Raw genomic sequence first — 17,767 nt, forward strand, 5'->3', positions numbered from 1 at the left:
ATCCGATAATCGACTGAGTGTTCGTTTATCGAACAGATTGTTGTTTAGCTATCTATATTTGCCCAAGCACACAGAGCCCCTGTGGGAGCGAGTTTGCTCGCGATGGCGATGTGTCAGAGACCGATACCTGTCTGATCCAACGCTATCGAGCAAGCTCGCTCCCACAGGTATTCCATTGGAGGTTATATCGTGGGTTCAGGTCGCATCTGCATGGCTGACCATGCCCTTGATCACCACCGCTGTGGTCGCCAGGGCCGCTGGGATCACCAGGGCGGTGAGGACCTGTTCGAAGTTCCAGCCCAGGCCCAACAGGGTCGCGCCCATCCAGGCGCCGAGGATCGCGCCGAAACGACCGATACCCAGCATCCACGAGACACCGGTGGCCCGACCCTGGGTCGGGTAGAAACGCGCGGCCAGGGAAGGCATCGCCGATTGCGCGCCGTTGACGCACATGCCGGCCACCAGCACCAGTGTGGCGAGCAAGGTGATGTTACCCAGGCTCTGCCCCACCGCGTAGGCAAACAACCCGGCCATCAGATAGAAAATGCCGATGACCTTGTGCGGATTGAACCGGTCCATCGCCCAACCCACCCCGACGGCGCTCAACACGCCGCCAAACTGGAACAAAGCACCGATAAACGCAGCCTGCTCCATGCTCGCGCCACTGTCGCGCATCAGGGTCGGCAGCCAACTGGTCAACAGGTAGACGATCACCAGGCCCATGAAATAGGTCAGCCACAGCAGCAAGGTGCCAGCGCTGTAGGTGCCGGAGAAAATCACCGCCAGCACGTTGCGGGCTTTCACGGTTTTCTGTTCCGGCACACTGAAGCTCGCCGCTTGGGCCACTATGCTCGGTTCGATCGGTGCCAGGGTCCTGCGCACCTTGTCGGTGCCGCGATTGCGCACCACCAGGTAACGCGCCGACTCCGGCAGCCAGAACAGCAACACGACCGCCAGGATCAACGGCAGGATCCCGCCAATCAGCAGCAGGCTGTGCCAACCGAACGCTGGTATCAACTTGGCAGAGATGAACCCGCCGCCGGCCATGCCCAGGTTGAAGCCGCAGAACATGCTGGTCACCAACAGGGATTTCTTGCGTTCCGGGGTGTACTCCGAGAGCAAGGTGGTGGCGTTCGGCATCCCGGCGCCTAATCCCAGGCCGGTCAGGAAACGCAATACCAACAGTTGATCGACATTGGTGCTGTAGGCCGACGCCAGGCTGAACGCGCCGAACAGCAGGACCGCGCCCACCAGTACGACTTTTCGTCCGAAGCGGTCAGCCAGCGGCCCTGAGCCCAGTGCGCCGAACACCATGCCGATCAGCGCGGCGCTCATCACCGGGCCAAGGCTGGCGCGATCGATGCCCCACTCCTGGGACAGCGCCGGGGCGATGAAACCCATGGCCGCCGTGTCGAGGCCGTCGAGGAAAACAATCAAGAAACAGAGAATCACCACCCGCCACTGGTAGCGCGAAATGGGTTGGGCATTGATGAAGGACTGCACATCGAGGCAGTTGCCTACGGAGGTCTGAGGCTGGTTCATTTTATTTTTATTCCACGCGATAAACGCAGGCGAACGATCAGGGACCGGCGAAAGACGCCGGATGACGCTGCGCGACATTAATGAGGCCAGGCAAATACCGTCAATTCATCGCCGCCGACTGTGTGCGTTTATCGAACAGCTTACGTGAACAGCTGCGCGCTCAGGTCACGACTGGCCCCCAGCAGGCCTGGCAGGAAGCGCTGTTCCAGCTCATTGCGGCTGACCCGCCCGGCATGGGTACTGACATTCAGCGCCGCTACCACTTGCCCGGATGCGTCGTACACCGGCACGGCAATCGAACGCAGGCCCTGTTCCAGTTCCTGGTCGACGATGCACCAGCCTTGCTGCCGCACTTGTTCCAGGCATTCAAGCAATGCCTCGGGAGTGTGCAAGGTGCGGCTGGTCTTGGCTTGCAGGTCGGCATGGTCCAGGTAGTCGCGCAGCGAAGCATCATCCAGGGCCGCCAGGAGAATCCTGCCCATCGAAGTGCAATAGGCCGGCAGACGCCCGCCGACCGACAGATCGACCGAAATCAGACGCTGGGTGGTGGCTGACCGGGCGATATAGAGGATGTCGTCGCCTTCGAGCGTCGCCATGTTGCAGGCTTCGTGCAATTGCTCGCTCATGCGGTCCAGGTACGGCTGGGCAGAAACGGCCAGGGGCGTCGAGGACAGATAGGCGTGCCCCAGGGTCAGCACTTTGGGCAGCAGCGAATAGGTCCGTCCGTCCGTGGTGGCGTAACCCAGTTTGATCAAGGTATGCAGGCAACGCCTGACGGCGGCGCGAGGGATTTCCGTGCGATGACTGATCTGGGCGATGGTCAGGTGCCGCTTGCGCTCCTGGAAGGCCTGGACCACGGCCAATCCGCGGGCCAGGGACGTCATGAAATCAGGATCGCCGGTCAGGGCCTGGATCCGCTTGGCCGGCGAGGCGACGATCGGTGGCGCGACTGAAGTGAAAGCATTGCGCAATTGGTCGTTCATGTCTGGTCCTTCCCCGGGAATGACGGCTATTACAAGCGGCTGTCCGACGGACAGACAAGGGTCGGACCGCCAACAGTGTTCGATTATCGAACCGGCAACCGATAATCGCAATCCTGCGCGGTGTCATGGGTTCGCCAGCCGTCGAACGCTCGATAACAAGTTGAGCGAGAGCAACAAGCGATTTGACGTGAAGGCCTGGGCGATATTGAACTTGTCGCCTTGAATGGCATCAGGATATCGGCACTAGCAAGCCTCTTCTGAAACCTGATTGACACAAGTTTGCACATACAAACATCGTTTCACACAACAACAGGTCACTTTAAATTTTTCCCGATAGTGTTATTCAGCTGGACCGCTATAATGCAATTCAGCGACGATACGGCCAATCGACCGCTTCCGTACGCAGGCACCTTGGTCAAGACCTTGGCGCCCGAAGCACCTTTAGGGTCGCTTCCCCTGTATTGGCAACAACACGAAGCCCTGATGCTACGTCAGCTGTCAGCTCTGGTGCCGTGGCCGTCTGCATGCCTACATGCAGTGCGTATCACCAGATTCAATTTCAATTAATTAGGTACAACTGTGACGAAAGACGAACTGCGCGCGGAACTTGAGCGCCAGGAACAACGTTACAAGGAAGTTTACGGCGGGGAAATCACCACCTACGCCGCACAACCTGAACCGGAACGCAAACCCTGGCGCAAGCGCGCCACCGTTCAGGACCAGGCCTTCACCCAGGAACTCCAGAAAATGGAAAAAGAACTCAAAGCCGAAGAGCAGTGACGCTCTGCGCCTGATGTTCTTGTGAAGAGGGCTCCGGCCGCCACCCAGGCAGGAATCCGCAGCGCACGCCCGCCATGAGCGGGCCGCTATCCGCTCCCGTCCGACGGCCGGAAAGGTTCATCGCCGACCTTCTTTTCAGATATTTCATACAACCGCTCGAGGTGCTTTACAGCGGGCGGCGATCCGGTTCCGGGACGCTTTGCGCCCCTGAATCAAAAGGTTACGCGCCCCGTGGAAAACCTCACGCCAGAGGCATTCCTACAAATTATTTCGTTGAAGAATGTTGCCGATGAGCAGGCAATGCATCGATTACCGAGGTTTTCTGGCATAATCGCGCCCCCTTATGACCGGGTCAGAAAACCTTCATGATCGATTTATTCAGCGGACTGGATGCTTGGGTGCTTGTGAGCCTCTTGCTCGCCCTGGCTTTTGTCCTCGCCTTCGAGTTCATCAACGGCTTTCATGACACCGCTAACGCGGTTGCCACTGTTATCTACACCAAAGCCATGCCGCCTCATCTGGCGGTGTTCTTTTCCGGTGTGTTCAATTTCCTCGGCGTGCTGCTGGGCGGTGTGGGGGTGGCGTACGCCATCGTTCACCTGCTGCCGGTGGAGCTGTTGATCAATGTGAACACCGGACACGGGCTGGCCATGGTGTTTTCGCTGCTTGCAGCGGCCATCACCTGGAACCTGGGCACCTGGTACCTCGGTATCCCGGCATCCAGTTCCCACACGTTGATCGGCTCGATCCTCGGCGTGGGCCTGGCCAACGCGTTGATCAACGATATTCCGTTGGCCGACGGGGTGAACTGGCAGAAGGCGATCGATATCGGCGCCTCCCTGGTGTTCTCGCCCATGGCCGGCTTCCTGGTCGCCGCCCTGGTGCTGATCGGCCTGAAATGGTGGCGTCCGCTGTCGAAGATGCACAAGACGCCGGAACAGCGCCGCCAGATCGACGACAAGAAGCACCCGCCGTTCTGGAACCGCCTGGTATTGGTGATCTCGGCCATGGCTGTGAGCTTTGTCCACGGTTCCAACGATGGTCAGAAAGGTATCGGCCTGATCATGCTGGTGCTGATCGGTATCGTGCCGGCACAGTTTGTACTTGACCTGGGCAGCACCACCTACCAGATTGAGCGGACCCGTGACGCGACCCTGCACCTGAGCCAGTTCTACCAACGCAACAGCGAGTCCCTGGGTGAATACCTGGCGCTGGGCAAAAGCGTGAAAGGCGATCTGCCAGAGAAGTTCCGCTGCAACCCGCAGCAGACCGAGCCAACCATCGATGCCCTGCTCGATACGCTCAAAGGCGTGGCGGACTACCATTCGCTGCCGTCGGAAAGGCGCATCGAGGTTCGTCGCTACCTGCTCTGCCTGGACGACACGGCGAAGAAGGTCGGCAAGCTGCCAAGCCTGGCAGCCCGTGAGAAAGACGACCTGAACAAGCTGCGCAAGGACCTGACCGCCACCACCGAGTACGCCCCGTTCTGGGTGATCCTGGCGGTCGCCCTGGCGCTGGGCCTGGGCACCATGATCGGCTGGAAGCGCGTGGTCCTGACCATCGGCGAGAAAATCGGCAAGCAAGGCATGACCTACGCCCAGGGCATGTCGGCGCAGATCACCACGGCGTGCATGATCGGCATGGCGAACATCTTCAGCCTGCCGGTTTCCACCACCCACGTACTGTCCTCGGGCGTGGCCGGCACCATGATCGCGAACAAGAGCGGCCTGCAAGGTGGCACCGTGCGCAACATCCTGCTGGCTTGGGTGCTGACCCTGCCAGCAACGGTGGCGCTGTCGGCCGGGCTGTTCTGGCTGGCGTCCAAGGCCTTGGGCAGCTGATTCCAGCGGCCACAAAAAAAGGTGCGATCCTCGTGGATCGCACCTTTTTTTATGCCCTGTGGGAGCGAGCTTGCTCGCGATGGCGGTGGGTCAGTCAACACATGTATCTACAGACCTACCGCTATCGCGAGCAAGCTCGCTCCCACAATGGCTTTATGTGAAACAGAAAACTTGCCAAAAAAAAGGGCGACCGAAGTCGCCCAAAATGCCTTGCGTGCTCGTTGTAGCCGGAAAGACCTACGGTTTTTTCCGCTTGTGTGCGTCTTTCCAGATGAATAATCCAAAGCCTGCGAAAAACACGAACATGAGGCCGACCGTCAACACCCCGGCAAACACCACATTATCGAAAAACATGACTGGCCTCCTGGTCTTGCCCCTGTTGCGATGGGTTCAAGTTAACCAATCAGGCCTGGATGGAAATTGACCGGGGTCAATAACGCCCGCAACGGGGCGAAAAGGTGAGGAAATAACTGATCTGCATCAATGGATCGAGGGGGTTCAGCGCTTTTTCGGTTTATTTTTCGGCTTTTTCTTGGGCTTGCCCAACGGCATGGCCTGCTCGAAAGCCTGGCGGACTTCATTGAGGCGTTTTTCGTTAAGGTCGTGAACGCGCTTGGCGCGCTCGGCACTGAGGTCAATCAGCTTGTCGTCTTGGCTCATGGCGTATGGGCATCGTGCAGTGAATTGCGGATGCGCCCATGATGCGGGCTGTTGGCGGCGTTGACCAGCCTGCGCACGTCGGCAAACACTTGAATCAGATCTGGATATCGACCCACAAGCCCTGGCGCGACTCTTCGTCTATCAGCGGCACCACCGGCACGGTGTTGTCGGCGTTGAGTTCGGTGCCCGGTACGGCCAGGTGTTCTTCAGGGTCTTCATCGGCCTCGCGGCGGCGCCTGTCGCGTTCCTGCTGGCGACGCTGTTCCTCGCGCAACAGCAGCGCGGCCTCTTCCGGGTCGCGGTTTTGCAGGTCGATGGTGCTTTCGTTGGAGCTTTGCTGCACCGGGACCACGGGCGGTATGTCCGGTCGCTGGCGAACCGGATCCTGTTGAGCGGTGATGGGTACGGCGCTCAAAGGGAGCATGGGTGGCAACATAGAAGGTCTCCTGTCTTCAGGTTGTCGGCTGGGAAAGTGGCAGCTTGAACCGCCGGTCCGAAACTTGTGACCCAGTTGGCATTGCAGCGTTGCCCAGGGCCGAGCTTGTTTGATCGCTGGGCAAGTTTAAGTTCCGTGCCGTCAGTCACTAATCAGCGTACGTAAATCCTTTGGTCTGAGGGATCCTTCCGTTAAGATAACCGGCTTTTTCAAGGCGGGAGTCAGGCAGCATGGCGCAGCAGTATCAACCGGGGCAACGCTGGATCAGTGACAGCGAAGCCGAGCTGGGTTTAGGCACCGTTCTGGCACAGGACGGCCGCTTGTTGACCGTGCTCTACCCGGCCACTGGCGACACTCGCCAGTACGCGCTACGGAATGCGCCGCTTACCCGTGTACGGTTTTCGCCGGGCGATGTGATCACTCACTTCGAAGGCTGGAAAATGACCGTGCGCGAAGTCGATGACGTCGATGGGCTGCTGGTCTACCACGGCCTCAACGGGCAGAACGAAGTCGTCACCCTGCCCGAAACCCAACTGTCGAACTTTATCCAGTTCCGCCTGGCGAGCGACCGTCTGTTCGCCGGCCAGATCGACCCGCTGGCCTGGTTCTCCCTGCGCTACCACACCCTGGAACACACCAGCCGCCAGTTGCAGTCTTCGCTTTGGGGCCTGGGCGGCGTCCGTGCCCAACCCATCGCCCACCAATTGCATATTGCCCGTGAAGTGGCCGACCGCATTGCGCCGCGGGTGTTGCTGGCGGACGAAGTGGGCCTGGGCAAGACCATCGAGGCTGGCCTGGTCATCCACCGTCAACTGCTGTCCGGCCGCGCCAACCGCGTCCTGATCCTGGTGCCGGAAAACCTCCAGCACCAATGGCTGGTGGAAATGCGCCGGCGCTTCAACCTGCAGGTCGCGCTGTTCGACGAAGAACGCTTCATTGAAAGCGATGCCAGCAACCCATTCGAAGACACTCAACTGGCCCTGGTGGCGCTGGAGTGGCTGGTAGACGACGAGAAGGCCCAGGACGCGCTGTTCGCCGCCGGCTGGGACCTGATGGTGGTCGACGAGGCCCATCACCTGGTGTGGCACGAAGATCAAGCCAGCCCGCAGTACGCGCTGGTCGAACAACTCGCCGAGACAATCCCGGGCGTACTGCTGCTGACCGCAACCCCGGAACAACTGGGCCAGGACAGCCATTTCGCCCGCCTGCGCCTGTTGGACCCGAATCGCTTCCACGACCTCAAGGCCTTCCGCGCCGAGAGCGAAAACTATCGCCCGGTAGCCGAAGCCGTGCAGGAGCTCTTGGACAAAGGCCGTCTCTCGCCAGAGGCCCACAAGACCATCCAGGGCTTTTTGGGCAATGAAGGCGAAGCGTTGCTGACCGCCGTCAATGATGGCGATGTCGAAGCCAGTGCCCGACTGGTGCGCGAATTACTGGACCGTCACGGCACCGGCCGCGTGCTGTTTCGCAACACCCGCGCCGCTGTGCAGGGCTTCCCGGAGCGCAAGTTGCACGCCTACCCGCTGCCATGCCCGGACGAATACCTCGAACTGCCGTTGGGCGATCACCCCGAGCTGTACCCGGAAGTCAGCTTCCAGGCCCAGCCGGACGCCAGCGAAGAAGAACGCTGGTGGCGTTTCGACCCGCGGGTCGAGTGGCTGATCGACACCCTGAAGATGCTCAAGCGCACCAAAGTGCTGGTGATCTGTGCCCACGCCGAAACCGCCATGGACCTGGAAGACGCCCTGCGCGTGCGTTCCGGCATCCCGGCCACGGTGTTCCACGAAGGCATGAACATCCTGGAGCGCGACCGCGCAGCGGCCTATTTCGCCGACGAAGAGTTCGGTGCCCAGGTGCTGATCTGCTCGGAAATCGGCAGTGAAGGCCGCAACTTCCAGTTCGCCCATCACCTGGTGCTGTTCGATCTGCCGGCGCACCCGGACTTGCTGGAGCAACGTATCGGTCGTCTGGACCGGATCGGCCAGAAACACACCATCGAACTGCATGCCCCGTACCTGGAAACCAGCCCGCAAGCGCGGCTGTTCCAGTGGTATCACGAAGCCCTGAATGCATTTCTCAACACCTGCCCGACCGGCAACGCCTTGCAGCATCAGTTCGGCCCGCGCCTGCTGCCGCTGCTGGAAGAAGCCGACGATGGCCAGTGGCAAGCCCTGATCGACGAAGCCCGCACCGAACGCGAGCGCCTGGAAGCTGAGCTGCACACCGGTCGCGACCGTTTGCTGGAGCTCAACTCCGGCGGCGCCGGTGAAGGCGATGCGCTGGTGGAAGCCATTCTCGAGCAAGACGACCAGTTTGCCCTGCCGATCTACATGGAAACCCTGTTCGACGCCTTTGGTATCGACAGCGAGGACCATTCGGAAAACGCGCTGATCCTCAAGCCCAGCGAAAAAATGCTCGACGCCAGCTTCCCGCTGGGCGACGACGAAGGCGTGACCATCACCTACGACCGCAACCAGGCGCTGTCGCGCGAAGACATGCAGTTCATCACCTGGGAGCACCCGATGGTGCAAGGCGGCATGGACCTGGTGTTGTCCGGTTCCATGGGCAACACCGCCGTGGCGCTGATCAAGAACAAGGCCCTCAAGCCCGGCACCGTGTTGCTGGAGTTGCTCTACGTCAGCGAGGTGGTCGCCCCGCGCTCCCTGCAACTGGGCCGTTACCTGCCGCCGGCCGCCCTGCGCTGCCTGCTGGACGCCAACGGCAACGACCTGGCCGCCCGGGTTTCGTTCGAAACCTTGAACGACCAGCTCGAAAGCGTGCCTCGTGCCAGCGCCAACAAGTTCATCCAGGCCCAGCGCGACCAACTGACGCCACGGATCAACGCCGGCGAAGAGAAAATCGCCCCGCGTCACGCCGAACGCGTGGCCGAGGCCCAGCGCCGCCTGGCTGCCGATACCGATGAGGAACTGGCACGCCTGACCGCCCTGCAAGCGGTCAACCCGACCGTGCGCGACAGCGAACTGGTGGCCCTGCGCCAACAGCGCGAGCAAGGCCTGGCGATGCTTGAGAAAGCGGCGTTGCGCCTGGAGGCGATTCGGGTGTTGGTGGCGGGCTGAGTTTGGCGAGGGGCCGTCGTGGTGCTTTTATCGGGTGTATATCCGATTCTTTGGTAACGGCGGCTTATGGTTCCGCCCTTACGTCCACCGCGAGGCGGCCTGACAGCCGACCTGGCTCTCCCGGTCGTACTCCGCCCCAACTGTGGGGACGAGCCTGCTCGCGAAGAGGTCAGCGCATCCAACATCTTCGTCGGCTGTAACACCGCCTTCGCGAGTAGGCTCGCTCCCACAGGGATTTCCGGCAGCCACAAGATGCCCAGACGCCACGGAACCCTGTGGGAGCGGGCTTGCTCGCGAAGAGGCCGGCACATCCAGCATCGTCATCGACTGTATCGCCGCCTTCGCGAGCAAGCTTTGCTCCCACAGATCTGACGGTTGTACGACCAGGGAAACCAGGTCGGCTGTCAGGCCGCCTCGCAGTGGACGTAAGGGCGGAACCCTAAGTGGCCGTTACCGCAGCAACGGATAGACACCCACAACTCAACGCTAAGGACTGTAATACCCCACCGCCACCAGGAAATGCCCGACCTTCTTCAAGTACGCATGCTTGTCCTCGACCTTGCCCGTCACCGGGTTCTTCCAGCGATACTCATATTCCCCCGCCTCCTGCTTGCCGATCATCGCCAGGATCGGCTCCCCCACCGGCTTGCCATCGGGGTCCTTGACCTTGGCGAAGTCGGTATTGATCAAGCGCAGGTTGGTGCCGTGGCCGACATACCGGCGGGTATTGAGGTCAACGACGAAGACATACAGGTCATCCTGCAGATAACCGCCCTTGAGGGAATTGACCGCCGTCAGCGTGGCTTTCTCGTTTTTCAGCAAGTCGCTCGAGGCCTTGTCCAGCAGCGCCCTGGCCTGTTCGGCAGAAGCCCGTGGCAGGTAGTAGCCAACGGCCAGGATTCGTTCACCGACGCGCTGGAAATACACATGCTTGCGCTCGACCTTGCCGTCCGACCAGTTCTGCCAACGGTACTCGGCCTGCTGGATGCCGCTGGCCTCGGGAGTTTTCAAGGCATCCTTGAAGGCTTTGCGCAGGTCCGGGCCCAGCACGTCGGAAACATCTCGCCCGATCAGCGCCGAGGAAGGCCCGCCACTGGCGAGCATCACACCCTGGGTGTCCACCACGAATACGTAGCGATCCTTGTCGACGAATTCCCCCTGGCGACTGAAGGCGGCAAAGGCTTTGTCGCCGTTGTCGTGGTAATAGGCCAAGGCCTTTTCCAGCAGCGTGCGGGCCGCTTGGCCGTCATCCGGTGTCGCGGCATGAACCGGTGCCAGCCCCAGCAAAAGCATTGCGCCCAGCCAGGCCATCCTGTGAAAAAAACCCATATGCGCGCCCCTCGTTCTTGTTGGTGTTTCAAGAGCGTAGACGGCGTGGGGTGATGTTGGAGTATTCAGGGAATTGCTGGGAAGCCTGGTAAGTCAGTGGTATTGATATTGACTGACATGACGTCATCGCGAGCAAGCTCGCTCCCACACTGGATGGTACTTACCCTGTGGGAGCGAGCTTGCTCGCGATGGCGGTGGCGGTGGCGGTGGCACATTCAGAATCGCCATCGCGAACAAACGCTCACGGGTTTATTGAGCCCCAGCGCGCAGTTGCTGCTGCAAGTTCTGGATCTGCGCTTGCAAGGTGTTGATGTTACGGGTGACCTGGCCGCGGAAAGCGTCGAACTCTGCAGTGTTGCCGCCTTTGTCCTGCTGGCTCTTGAGCACGATCACGTCCTGCTCCAGGCGATCGATGGCCGAGTTGGAGGTGGCTCTTTTCAGGGCGGTGATGTCGGCACCGATGCTCTTGAGCTGGGCATCCAGGGCACCACCCTCGCCTTGGCTTTTCAGGGCGGTAACTTCAGCCGCCAGCGTCTTGACCTGGGCTTGGAGCTCCTTGTTGGAAGCTTGCAACTGAGTGTTGGTGTTCTGCTGTTCAGTGGCCTGGGCAATGAGCTGGGCCAGTTCCTTGTCCAGGTCGGCGGACGGACCGAAGGTGGCTTGCTGTTGCTTGTACTGCTCCAGCAGTTTGCTGTCGAATAGCTTGCCCTGATCCTGCAACTTGCTTTCCAACTGTTTGATCTGCAGTTTCAAGGCCTCACTGTCGCTCATCACATTGGACTGGCCAGCAACGACCTTGCCGGAAAACTCCTGCAGTCGTCCCGCCGCATCTTCACTGATCCGCGCAAAGCTCTCCTGGGTGGCCACCAGTTGCTGCTCCATCAGGGAAATCTGCTGGAAGCTCCACCAGGCCAGGAAACCGAACGCACACAGCAGCGCGCCGACCAATGCCCACAACGGCCCGGTGCTGGGCCCCCTGACCTTGGCCGCGGCAACGGGCGCCGGGCGCGCTTGCACGTGAGGCTGGCGGTTGGGCAGGAAATCATCGTCATCGGGAATGTCGGCCCGCATCCGCAGGCTCGGTACATCATCGAAGTCGTCGTTGGCATCGTTACGCATGGGCATGGTTCAACCTTTGGGAAACCGGTGATGGCTTGGTGCGGTGAGTATAACCCCCTCGCCCGCCGCACCGATTGACCCCGAACCCGGCACTCGGTTCATGGCGGGCCGATCAGCGGGTACTTTGGACCCTCCACCAGGCACAAAATTCATCAAGGGCGGTCCACAGGCTGACCTGCGGATCATAATCGAGATAATGCCGGGCCCGGCTGATGTCCAGGGTGAAATTTTTGTTCATGACCTGCATGCCCAGGCGCGACAGCGTCGGTTCGGGGCGGCCCGGCCACAACTTGCACAAACCTTCATTCAGGGCCGCGACACTATAAGCCAGGCCGTAGGAACGATAACGCCAGACCTGTGGGACTTCCATCTGGCGCATCACATAATTGACCACATCCCACAGCGGAACCGGTGCCCCATTGCTGATGTTATAGGCCTTGCCCAACGCTGAGTCGGTAGCCAGCAGACTGCTGAGCAGCGCTTCGTTGAGGTTTTGCACACTGGTAAAGTCCACTTTGTTCAGCCCGTTGCCGACAATCGCCAGGCGTCCCTTGCGCTGCATTTTCAACAGTCGCGGAAAAATGCTCATGTCACCGGCGCCGGTCACGAAGCGCGGGCGCAGGGCCAGCACTTCGAGGCCGAACTCCTGGGCGCCGAAGACTTTCTGCTCGGCCAGGTACTTGGTGGCCGCGTAAGGGTGCTTGAAGCGCTTGGGCACTTGTTCTTCAGTCAACCCGAGGTGGTCACGACCGTCGAAGTAGATGGACGGCGAGGACAGATGAACCAGGCGGCGAACCTTCTGCTTGAGGCAGGCCTCGACGACATTTTCTGTCACCTGGACATTGCCCTGGTGGAAATCCTGGTAGCGGCCCCAGAGCCCCACGGAGCCTGCGCAGTGCACCACGGCCTCGACATCCAGGCACAGATCCCGGGCCAGCAACGGGTCGCTCAGATCCCCTTGGACAAACTGTGCACCGCGTCGCACCAGGTGTTCCACGCTCTCGGCCCGGCGACCATTGACCCGTACATCCAGGCCTTGCTCCAAGGCGAAACGCGCGAAGCGCCCGCCAATGAAGCCGCTCGCGCCGGTGACCAGAATTTTCATGAATGCTCCTAAGAAATGCGGTTACGAGCCTCGCGCTACAACCTGCAAATTTATCTGTGCGCTGCTTTTACCTGCAGCTTGACGTCTAGTGCGCGTCCCAAGGCACCAACCACTGCCGGGAGGAACGGACCAACTGTTCGGTCAACAAGTTGAGCAACTGCCCGCCATTGCGCCAATAATGCCAGTACAGCGGTACATCGATCGGTTTATCTGCCAGCAATTCCACCAGCACGCCTCGCGCCAGCTGTTCGCGCACTTGCAGCTCGGGCACGAGCCCCCAGCCCAGCCCGGCTTCAGCAAGACGAATGAAACCGTCGGACGAGGGGCACAGATGGTGCTCGAAACCGCCCTCCACGCCCACGGACGCGAGGTAGCGGTGCTGCAGGAAATCATCCGGGCCAAACACCAACGCCGGCGCACGGGCCAATTGATCGGCCCGCACCCCGTCGGGAAAATGCCGGGCGATGAACGCCGGGCTGGCCAACGCCCGGTAACGCATCGCCCCCAGCAACACGCTCCGGGCGCCAGCCACCGGGCGTTCGCTGGCGCAGACACACGCCGCCACTTCACCGGCGCGCATGCGCTTGAGGCCAACGGTCTGGTCCTCTACCACCAGATCGAGCAGCAGGTGCTGCTCAGCGCAGAAATCGCCCACGGCCGCCGCCCACCAGGTTGCCAGGCTGTCGGCGTTCAAGGCGATGCGCAAACGCTCCGGCAAACCCTCCTCATCCAGGGCCGGCACCAGGCTTTGCAGGTCGCGCTCAAGCAGACGCACCTGTTGCACATGGTTGAGCAGCCGTCGGCCGATTTGCGTGGGTGCCGGCGGCGTGGCACGTACCAGCACGGGCTGGCCGACGCGCGCTTCCAGCAGTTTGATCCGTTGGGAAATGGCCGATTGCGATAAACCCAACACCTGGGCCGCGCGCTCGAAACCGGCCTGCTCGACTACGGCAGCCAGGGCAGAGAGCAATTTATAATCGAACATCAGTTTTCCTAATGAGCAATCAGCAGGATTGGTTTTTCTTATACAGCCCTTCCCCGGAAAATGGCCAGCATTGATACACGAACCGGGGATCAAACCTATGTGGCAAAGTTATATGAACGGCCTGCTGGTAGCCTTTGGGCTGATCATGGCCATCGGCGCCCAGAACGCATTTGTGCTGGCCCAGAGCCTGCGCCGCGAACATCATCTGCCCGTGGCGGCGCTGTGCGTCACGTTCGATGCGCTGCTGGTCGCCGCCGGGGTCTTCGGCTTGGCGACCTTACTGGCCCAGAGTCCGTTGCTGCTGTCGATTGCCCGCTGGGGCGGGGCGGCGTTCCTGCTCTGGTACGCCAGCCTGGCCCTGCGCCGGGCCTGCTCCAAGCAAAGCCTGCAACAGGGGGAAAACCAGGCCGTGCGCTCGCTGCGGGCGGTGCTGCTCAGCGCCCTGGCGGTAACGCTGCTCAACCCCCACGTTTACCTCGACACCGTGCTGCTGATCGGCTCCCTCGGTGCTCAGCAGAGCGTGCCCGGCGCCTATGTCGTGGGCGCGGCCAGCGCCTCGCTGCTGTGGTTCTTCACCCTGGCCTTCGGCGCTGCGTGGCTGGCACCCTGGCTGGCTCGGCCAAGCACCTGGCGGATCCTCGACCTGCTCGTGGCGGTGATGATGTTTACCGTGGCGGTGCAATTGATCGTCAACGGCTGATTATTCCAAACCGCTCTGGAACCTCTATTCCACACAGTTGTTGCGTGGTTATGCCGCACCCCCGGTGCTATGATCCGACTCCTGCGCCGCAAAGAGTACAAACTCCCCGGCGCTAGTCTGGCCGCCCGTGATCGGCCTTGCGCTCACCGCAACTGACCTGATTAGGAGAATCACCATGGCTTTCGAATTGCCGCCGCTGCCCTATCCACACGATGCACTGCAGCCGCACATCTCCAAAGAGACTCTGGAATACCACCACGACAAGCACCACAACACCTATGTCGTGAACCTGAACAACCTGGTGCCTGGCACCGAGTTCGAAGGCAAGACCCTGGAACAAATCGTCAAGACTTCCTCGGGCGGTATCTTCAACAACGCCGCTCAGGTCTGGAACCACACCTTCTACTGGAACTGCCTGGCGCCAAACGCCGGCGGTCAACCAACCGGCGCGCTGGCTGAAGCCATCAACAAGGCCTTCGGTTCGTTCGACAAGTTCAAGGAAGAATTCAGCAAGACGTCCATCGGCACCTTCGGTTCCGGCTGGGGCTGGCTGGTGAAAAAGGCTGACGGTTCCCTGGCCCTGGCCAGCACCATCGGCGCCGGCAACCCGCTGACCAGCGGCGACACTCCGCTGCTGACGTGCGACGTGTGGGAACACGCCTACTACATCGACTACCGCAACGTTCGTCCGAAATACGTCGAAGCGTTCTGGAACCTGGTCAACTGGAAATTCGTCGCTGAGCAGTTCGAAGGCAAAACCTTCACCGCCTAAGCACCGATGCCAGACAGAAAACCCGGCGCCGTGCCGGGTTTTTTTTGCCGGGCAAAAATGACCGCAGGCAACATACCTCGCGTCTGGAACCCAAGAAAAAATCCCTGGATGCCTCAAGTTGCGGCCCCTTCCAACCGACATAATGGTCGTAGAGCAATCACTCTGGAAAAAACGTACATCGGTCAGGTTTCAAGCGAAAACCCTTGTGTTTGATTGTCCCTTTGACTGACATCACAGGATTGCCAATACTCATGGCAACTTGACGCTACCCGCACGGAACAAGGAACCACTCTTTGAAGCTGGAACTCAAGAACAGCTTGTCTGTGAAGTTGCTCCGGGTCGTGCTCCTCTCGGCATTGATCGTTGGCATGATCTTGAGCTGCGCCCAGATCGTGTTCGATGCCTACAAAACCAACCAGGCCGTCGCCAGCGACGCCCAGCGGATCCTCGACATGTTCCGCGATCCTTCGACCCAGGCCGTCTACAGCCTGGACCGGGAGATGGGCATGCAAGTGATCGAGGGCCTGTTCCAGGACGAAGCCGTACGCATGGCTTCCATCGGCCATCCACGCGAAACCATGCTCGCCGAAAAAACCCGGCCCTTGCAGCAGTCCGAAAGCCGCTGGCTGACCGACCTGATCCTGGGCAAGGAGCGCACCTTCACCACGCAACTGGTGGGACGCGGGCCCTATAGCGAATATTACGGCGACCTGAGCATTACCCTCGACACCGCCACCTACGGCGAGGGCTTCATCGTCAGTTCGGTGATCATCTTCATTTCCGGGATGCTGCGGGCCTTGGCCATGGGCCTGGTGCTGTACCTGGTCTATCACTGGCTGCTGACCAAACCGTTGTCGCGAATCATCCAGCACCTGACCGAAATCAACCCTGATCGCCCCAGCGCGCACAAAATCCCGCAGTTGCGCGGCCACGAGCAAAACGAGCTGGGCCTGTGGATCAATACGGCCAACCAACTGCTCGAATCCATCGAGCGCAACACGCACCTGCGCCACGAAGCGGAAAACAGTCTGCTGCGCATGGCCCAGTACGACTTCCTCACCGGCCTGCCCAACCGCCAGCAATTGCAACAGCAACTGGACAAGATCCTGGTGGACGCCGGACGCTTGCAACGCCGGGTGGCGGTGCTGTGTGTGGGGCTGGATGATTTCAAGGGCATCAACGAACAGTTCAGCTATCAGACCGGCGACCAGCTGCTGCTGGCCCTGGCCGATCGGCTGCGGGCCCACAGCGGCCGGCTCGGCGCACTGGCACGGCTGGGGGGCGATCAGTTCGCCCTGGTCCAGGCCGACATCGAACAGCCTTACGAAGCCGCCGAACTGGCCCAGAGTATCCTCGACGACCTGGAAGCGCCGTTCGCCATCGACGATCAGCAAATCCGCCTGCGGGCCACCATCGGCATCACCCTCTTCCCCGAAGACGGCGACAGCACCGAGAAACTGTTGCAGAAAGCCGAGCAGACCATGACCCTGGCCAAGAGCCGCTCGCGCAATCGCTACCAGTTCTACATCGCCAGCGTCGACAGCGAAATGCGCCGTCGTCGCGAACTGGAGAAAGACTTGCGCGAGGCCCTGGCCCGCGAGCAGTTCACCCTGGTGTACCAGCCGCAGATCAGCTACCGCGACCTGCGGGTGGTGGGTACCGAAGCCCTGATCCGCTGGCACCATCCCGAGCACGGCCTGGTGCCGCCGGATCTGTTCATTCCCCTGGCCGAGCAGAACGGCACCATTATCGCCATCGGTGAATGGGTGCTGGACCAGGCTTGCAGGCAATTGCGCGAATGGCACGATCAGGGCTTCCTCGACCTGCGCATGGCGGTCAACCTGTCGACGGTGCAACTGCACCACGCCGAACTGCCGCGAGTGGTGAACAATCTCCTGCAAATGTACCGGCTGCCGCCGCGCAGCCTGGAGCTGGAGGTTACCGAGACCGGCCTGATGGAAGACATCACCACCGCTGCCCAGCATTTGCTGAGCTTGCGCCGCTCCGGGGCGCTGATTGCCATCGACGACTTCGGGACCGGCTATTCGTCCCTGAGCTACCTCAAGAGCCTGCCGCTGGACAAGATCAAGATCGACAAGAGCTTCGTCCAGGACCTGCTTGACGACGAGGACGATGCAACCATCGTCCGGGCCATCATCCAGTTGGGCAAGAGCCTGGGGATGCAGGTCATTGCCGAAGGCGTCGAGACGGTCGAACAGGAAGCCTACATCATCGCCGAGGGCTGCCACGAAGGTCAGGGGTATTACTACAGCAAACCGCTGCCGGCGCGGGAATTGGGCCTTTACCTGAAGCAGGCCGAGCGCAGCAAGGTTTCCATCATCTGATTCCTCCCCTTGCGCCAGGCCCCCTGTAGAAACTGGCGAAGCCTGCGATCTTTTGATCTTGATCTTTCACTTGCAACTCAGTTGGCTGGGACA

At 60.7% G+C, this 17,767-nt stretch carries 15 protein-coding genes; 6 read left to right on the forward strand and 9 right to left on the reverse strand.

Going from position 1 to position 17,767, the window contains the following annotated elements; translation table 11 throughout:
* Positions 1-195: 195 nt before the first annotated feature.
* A complete protein-coding gene (gene pcaK, locus KI237_RS23235) occupies positions 196-1,542 on the reverse strand; it encodes a 4-hydroxybenzoate transporter PcaK (RefSeq protein ID WP_212797230.1) in 1,347 nt (448 codons plus the stop codon).
* 140 nt (positions 1,543-1,682) lie between these two features.
* Positions 1,683-2,525: a pca regulon transcriptional regulator PcaR gene (gene pcaR, locus KI237_RS23240; protein ID WP_014336961.1), complete on the reverse strand. Its 843-nt coding sequence runs from the start codon at positions 2,523-2,525 to the stop codon at positions 1,683-1,685.
* 579 nt (positions 2,526-3,104) lie between these two features.
* Between pcaR and KI237_RS23245 the strand changes: the two genes are divergently transcribed.
* Complete coding sequence (locus tag KI237_RS23245) at positions 3,105-3,305, forward strand: hypothetical protein (protein WP_003198635.1); 201 nt, start codon at positions 3,105-3,107, stop codon at positions 3,303-3,305.
* Positions 3,306-3,670: 365 nt separating this feature from the next.
* Positions 3,671-5,146: an inorganic phosphate transporter gene (locus KI237_RS23250; protein WP_212797231.1), complete on the forward strand. Its 1,476-nt coding sequence runs from the start codon at positions 3,671-3,673 to the stop codon at positions 5,144-5,146.
* Between the two features lie 237 nt (positions 5,147-5,383).
* Here the strand turns inward: KI237_RS23250 and ccoM are convergent, their stop codons facing one another.
* The 3 genes from ccoM to KI237_RS23260 all read right to left on the reverse strand — a co-directional run bounded on the left by ccoM (position 5,384) and on the right by KI237_RS23260 (position 6,242).
* A complete protein-coding gene (gene ccoM, locus KI237_RS30780; protein WP_025212288.1) occupies positions 5,384-5,500 on the reverse strand; it encodes a cytochrome c oxidase subunit CcoM in 117 nt (38 codons plus the stop codon).
* Between the two features lie 144 nt (positions 5,501-5,644).
* The gene (locus KI237_RS23255; protein ID WP_003184513.1) at positions 5,645-5,806 is read right to left on the reverse strand and encodes a hypothetical protein; all 162 of its coding nucleotides are present in this window, start codon (positions 5,804-5,806) and stop codon (positions 5,645-5,647) included.
* A gap of 94 nt (positions 5,807-5,900) precedes the next feature.
* The gene (locus tag KI237_RS23260) at positions 5,901-6,242 is read right to left on the reverse strand and encodes a hypothetical protein (RefSeq protein ID WP_053119182.1); all 342 of its coding nucleotides are present in this window, start codon (positions 6,240-6,242) and stop codon (positions 5,901-5,903) included.
* A gap of 230 nt (positions 6,243-6,472) precedes the next feature.
* Here KI237_RS23260 and rapA point away from each other — a divergent pair, with 230 nt between their 5' ends.
* Positions 6,473-9,319: an RNA polymerase-associated protein RapA gene (gene rapA / locus KI237_RS23265; protein WP_212797232.1), complete on the forward strand. Its 2,847-nt coding sequence runs from the start codon at positions 6,473-6,475 to the stop codon at positions 9,317-9,319.
* Positions 9,320-9,805: 486 nt separating this feature from the next.
* Here the strand turns inward: rapA and KI237_RS23270 are convergent, their stop codons facing one another.
* The 4 genes from KI237_RS23270 to KI237_RS23285 form a co-directional block, all read right to left on the reverse strand.
* A complete protein-coding gene (locus KI237_RS23270) occupies positions 9,806-10,648 on the reverse strand; it encodes a cache domain-containing protein (RefSeq protein WP_212797233.1) in 843 nt (280 codons plus the stop codon).
* A gap of 249 nt (positions 10,649-10,897) precedes the next feature.
* Complete coding sequence (locus tag KI237_RS23275) at positions 10,898-11,773, reverse strand: ATPase (RefSeq protein WP_212797234.1); 876 nt, start codon at positions 11,771-11,773, stop codon at positions 10,898-10,900.
* A gap of 106 nt (positions 11,774-11,879) precedes the next feature.
* Positions 11,880-12,872 carry an NAD-dependent epimerase/dehydratase family protein gene (locus KI237_RS23280; protein WP_212797235.1) on the reverse strand — a complete coding sequence of 331 codons (993 nt, stop codon included), beginning with the start codon at positions 12,870-12,872 and terminating at the stop codon, positions 11,880-11,882.
* Positions 12,873-12,957: 85 nt separating this feature from the next.
* Positions 12,958-13,857: a LysR family transcriptional regulator ArgP gene (locus tag KI237_RS23285; RefSeq protein ID WP_212797236.1), complete on the reverse strand. Its 900-nt coding sequence runs from the start codon at positions 13,855-13,857 to the stop codon at positions 12,958-12,960.
* Between the two features lie 97 nt (positions 13,858-13,954).
* Between KI237_RS23285 and KI237_RS23290 the strand changes: the two genes are divergently transcribed.
* The 3 genes from KI237_RS23290 to KI237_RS23300 all read left to right on the forward strand — a co-directional run bounded on the left by KI237_RS23290 (position 13,955) and on the right by KI237_RS23300 (position 17,674).
* Entirely contained in the window at positions 13,955-14,557 is a 603-nt protein-coding gene (locus tag KI237_RS23290; RefSeq protein WP_212797237.1) for a LysE/ArgO family amino acid transporter, read from the forward strand.
* A gap of 175 nt (positions 14,558-14,732) precedes the next feature.
* Positions 14,733-15,329 (forward strand): superoxide dismutase, encoded by a 597-nt coding sequence (locus tag KI237_RS23295; protein ID WP_212797238.1) that lies wholly within the window; start codon positions 14,733-14,735, stop codon positions 15,327-15,329.
* A gap of 293 nt (positions 15,330-15,622) precedes the next feature.
* Positions 15,623-17,674, forward strand: coding sequence for a putative bifunctional diguanylate cyclase/phosphodiesterase (locus KI237_RS23300; protein WP_212797239.1), 2,052 nt, complete (start codon positions 15,623-15,625; stop codon positions 17,672-17,674).
* Positions 17,675-17,767: the final 93 nt, after the last annotated feature.

This window comes from Pseudomonas sp. St316 (assembly GCF_018325905.1).
Taxonomy (GTDB): Bacteria; Pseudomonadota; Gammaproteobacteria; order Pseudomonadales; family Pseudomonadaceae; genus Aquipseudomonas.

Excerpts from the sequence above, each read along its gene's own strand:
- KI237_RS23255 (WP_003184513.1), bottom strand. The coding sequence starts at position 5,806 with ATGAGCCAAGACGACAAGCTGATTGACCTCAGTGCCGAGCGCGCCAAG.
- KI237_RS23250 (WP_212797231.1), top strand. The coding sequence starts at position 3,671 with ATGATCGATTTATTCAGCGGACTGGATGCTTGGGTGCTTGTGAGCCTC.
- pcaK (WP_212797230.1), bottom strand. The coding sequence starts at position 1,542 with ATGAACCAGCCTCAGACCTCCGTAGGCAACTGCCTCGATGTGCAGTCC.
- pcaR (WP_014336961.1), bottom strand. The coding sequence starts at position 2,525 with ATGAACGACCAATTGCGCAATGCTTTCACTTCAGTCGCGCCACCGATC.
- KI237_RS23285 (WP_212797236.1), bottom strand. The coding sequence starts at position 13,857 with ATGTTCGATTATAAATTGCTCTCTGCCCTGGCTGCCGTAGTCGAGCAG.
- KI237_RS23280 (WP_212797235.1), bottom strand. The coding sequence starts at position 12,872 with ATGAAAATTCTGGTCACCGGCGCGAGCGGCTTCATTGGCGGGCGCTTC.
- KI237_RS23295 (WP_212797238.1), top strand. The coding sequence starts at position 14,733 with ATGGCTTTCGAATTGCCGCCGCTGCCCTATCCACACGATGCACTGCAG.
- KI237_RS23260 (WP_053119182.1), bottom strand. The coding sequence starts at position 6,242 with ATGTTGCCACCCATGCTCCCTTTGAGCGCCGTACCCATCACCGCTCAA.
- KI237_RS23270 (WP_212797233.1), bottom strand. The coding sequence starts at position 10,648 with ATGGGTTTTTTTCACAGGATGGCCTGGCTGGGCGCAATGCTTTTGCTG.
- ccoM (WP_025212288.1), bottom strand. The coding sequence starts at position 5,500 with ATGTTTTTCGATAATGTGGTGTTTGCCGGGGTGTTGACGGTCGGCCTC.
- KI237_RS23275 (WP_212797234.1), bottom strand. The coding sequence starts at position 11,773 with ATGCCCATGCGTAACGATGCCAACGACGACTTCGATGATGTACCGAGC.
- rapA (WP_212797232.1), top strand. The coding sequence starts at position 6,473 with ATGGCGCAGCAGTATCAACCGGGGCAACGCTGGATCAGTGACAGCGAA.
- KI237_RS23290 (WP_212797237.1), top strand. The coding sequence starts at position 13,955 with ATGTGGCAAAGTTATATGAACGGCCTGCTGGTAGCCTTTGGGCTGATC.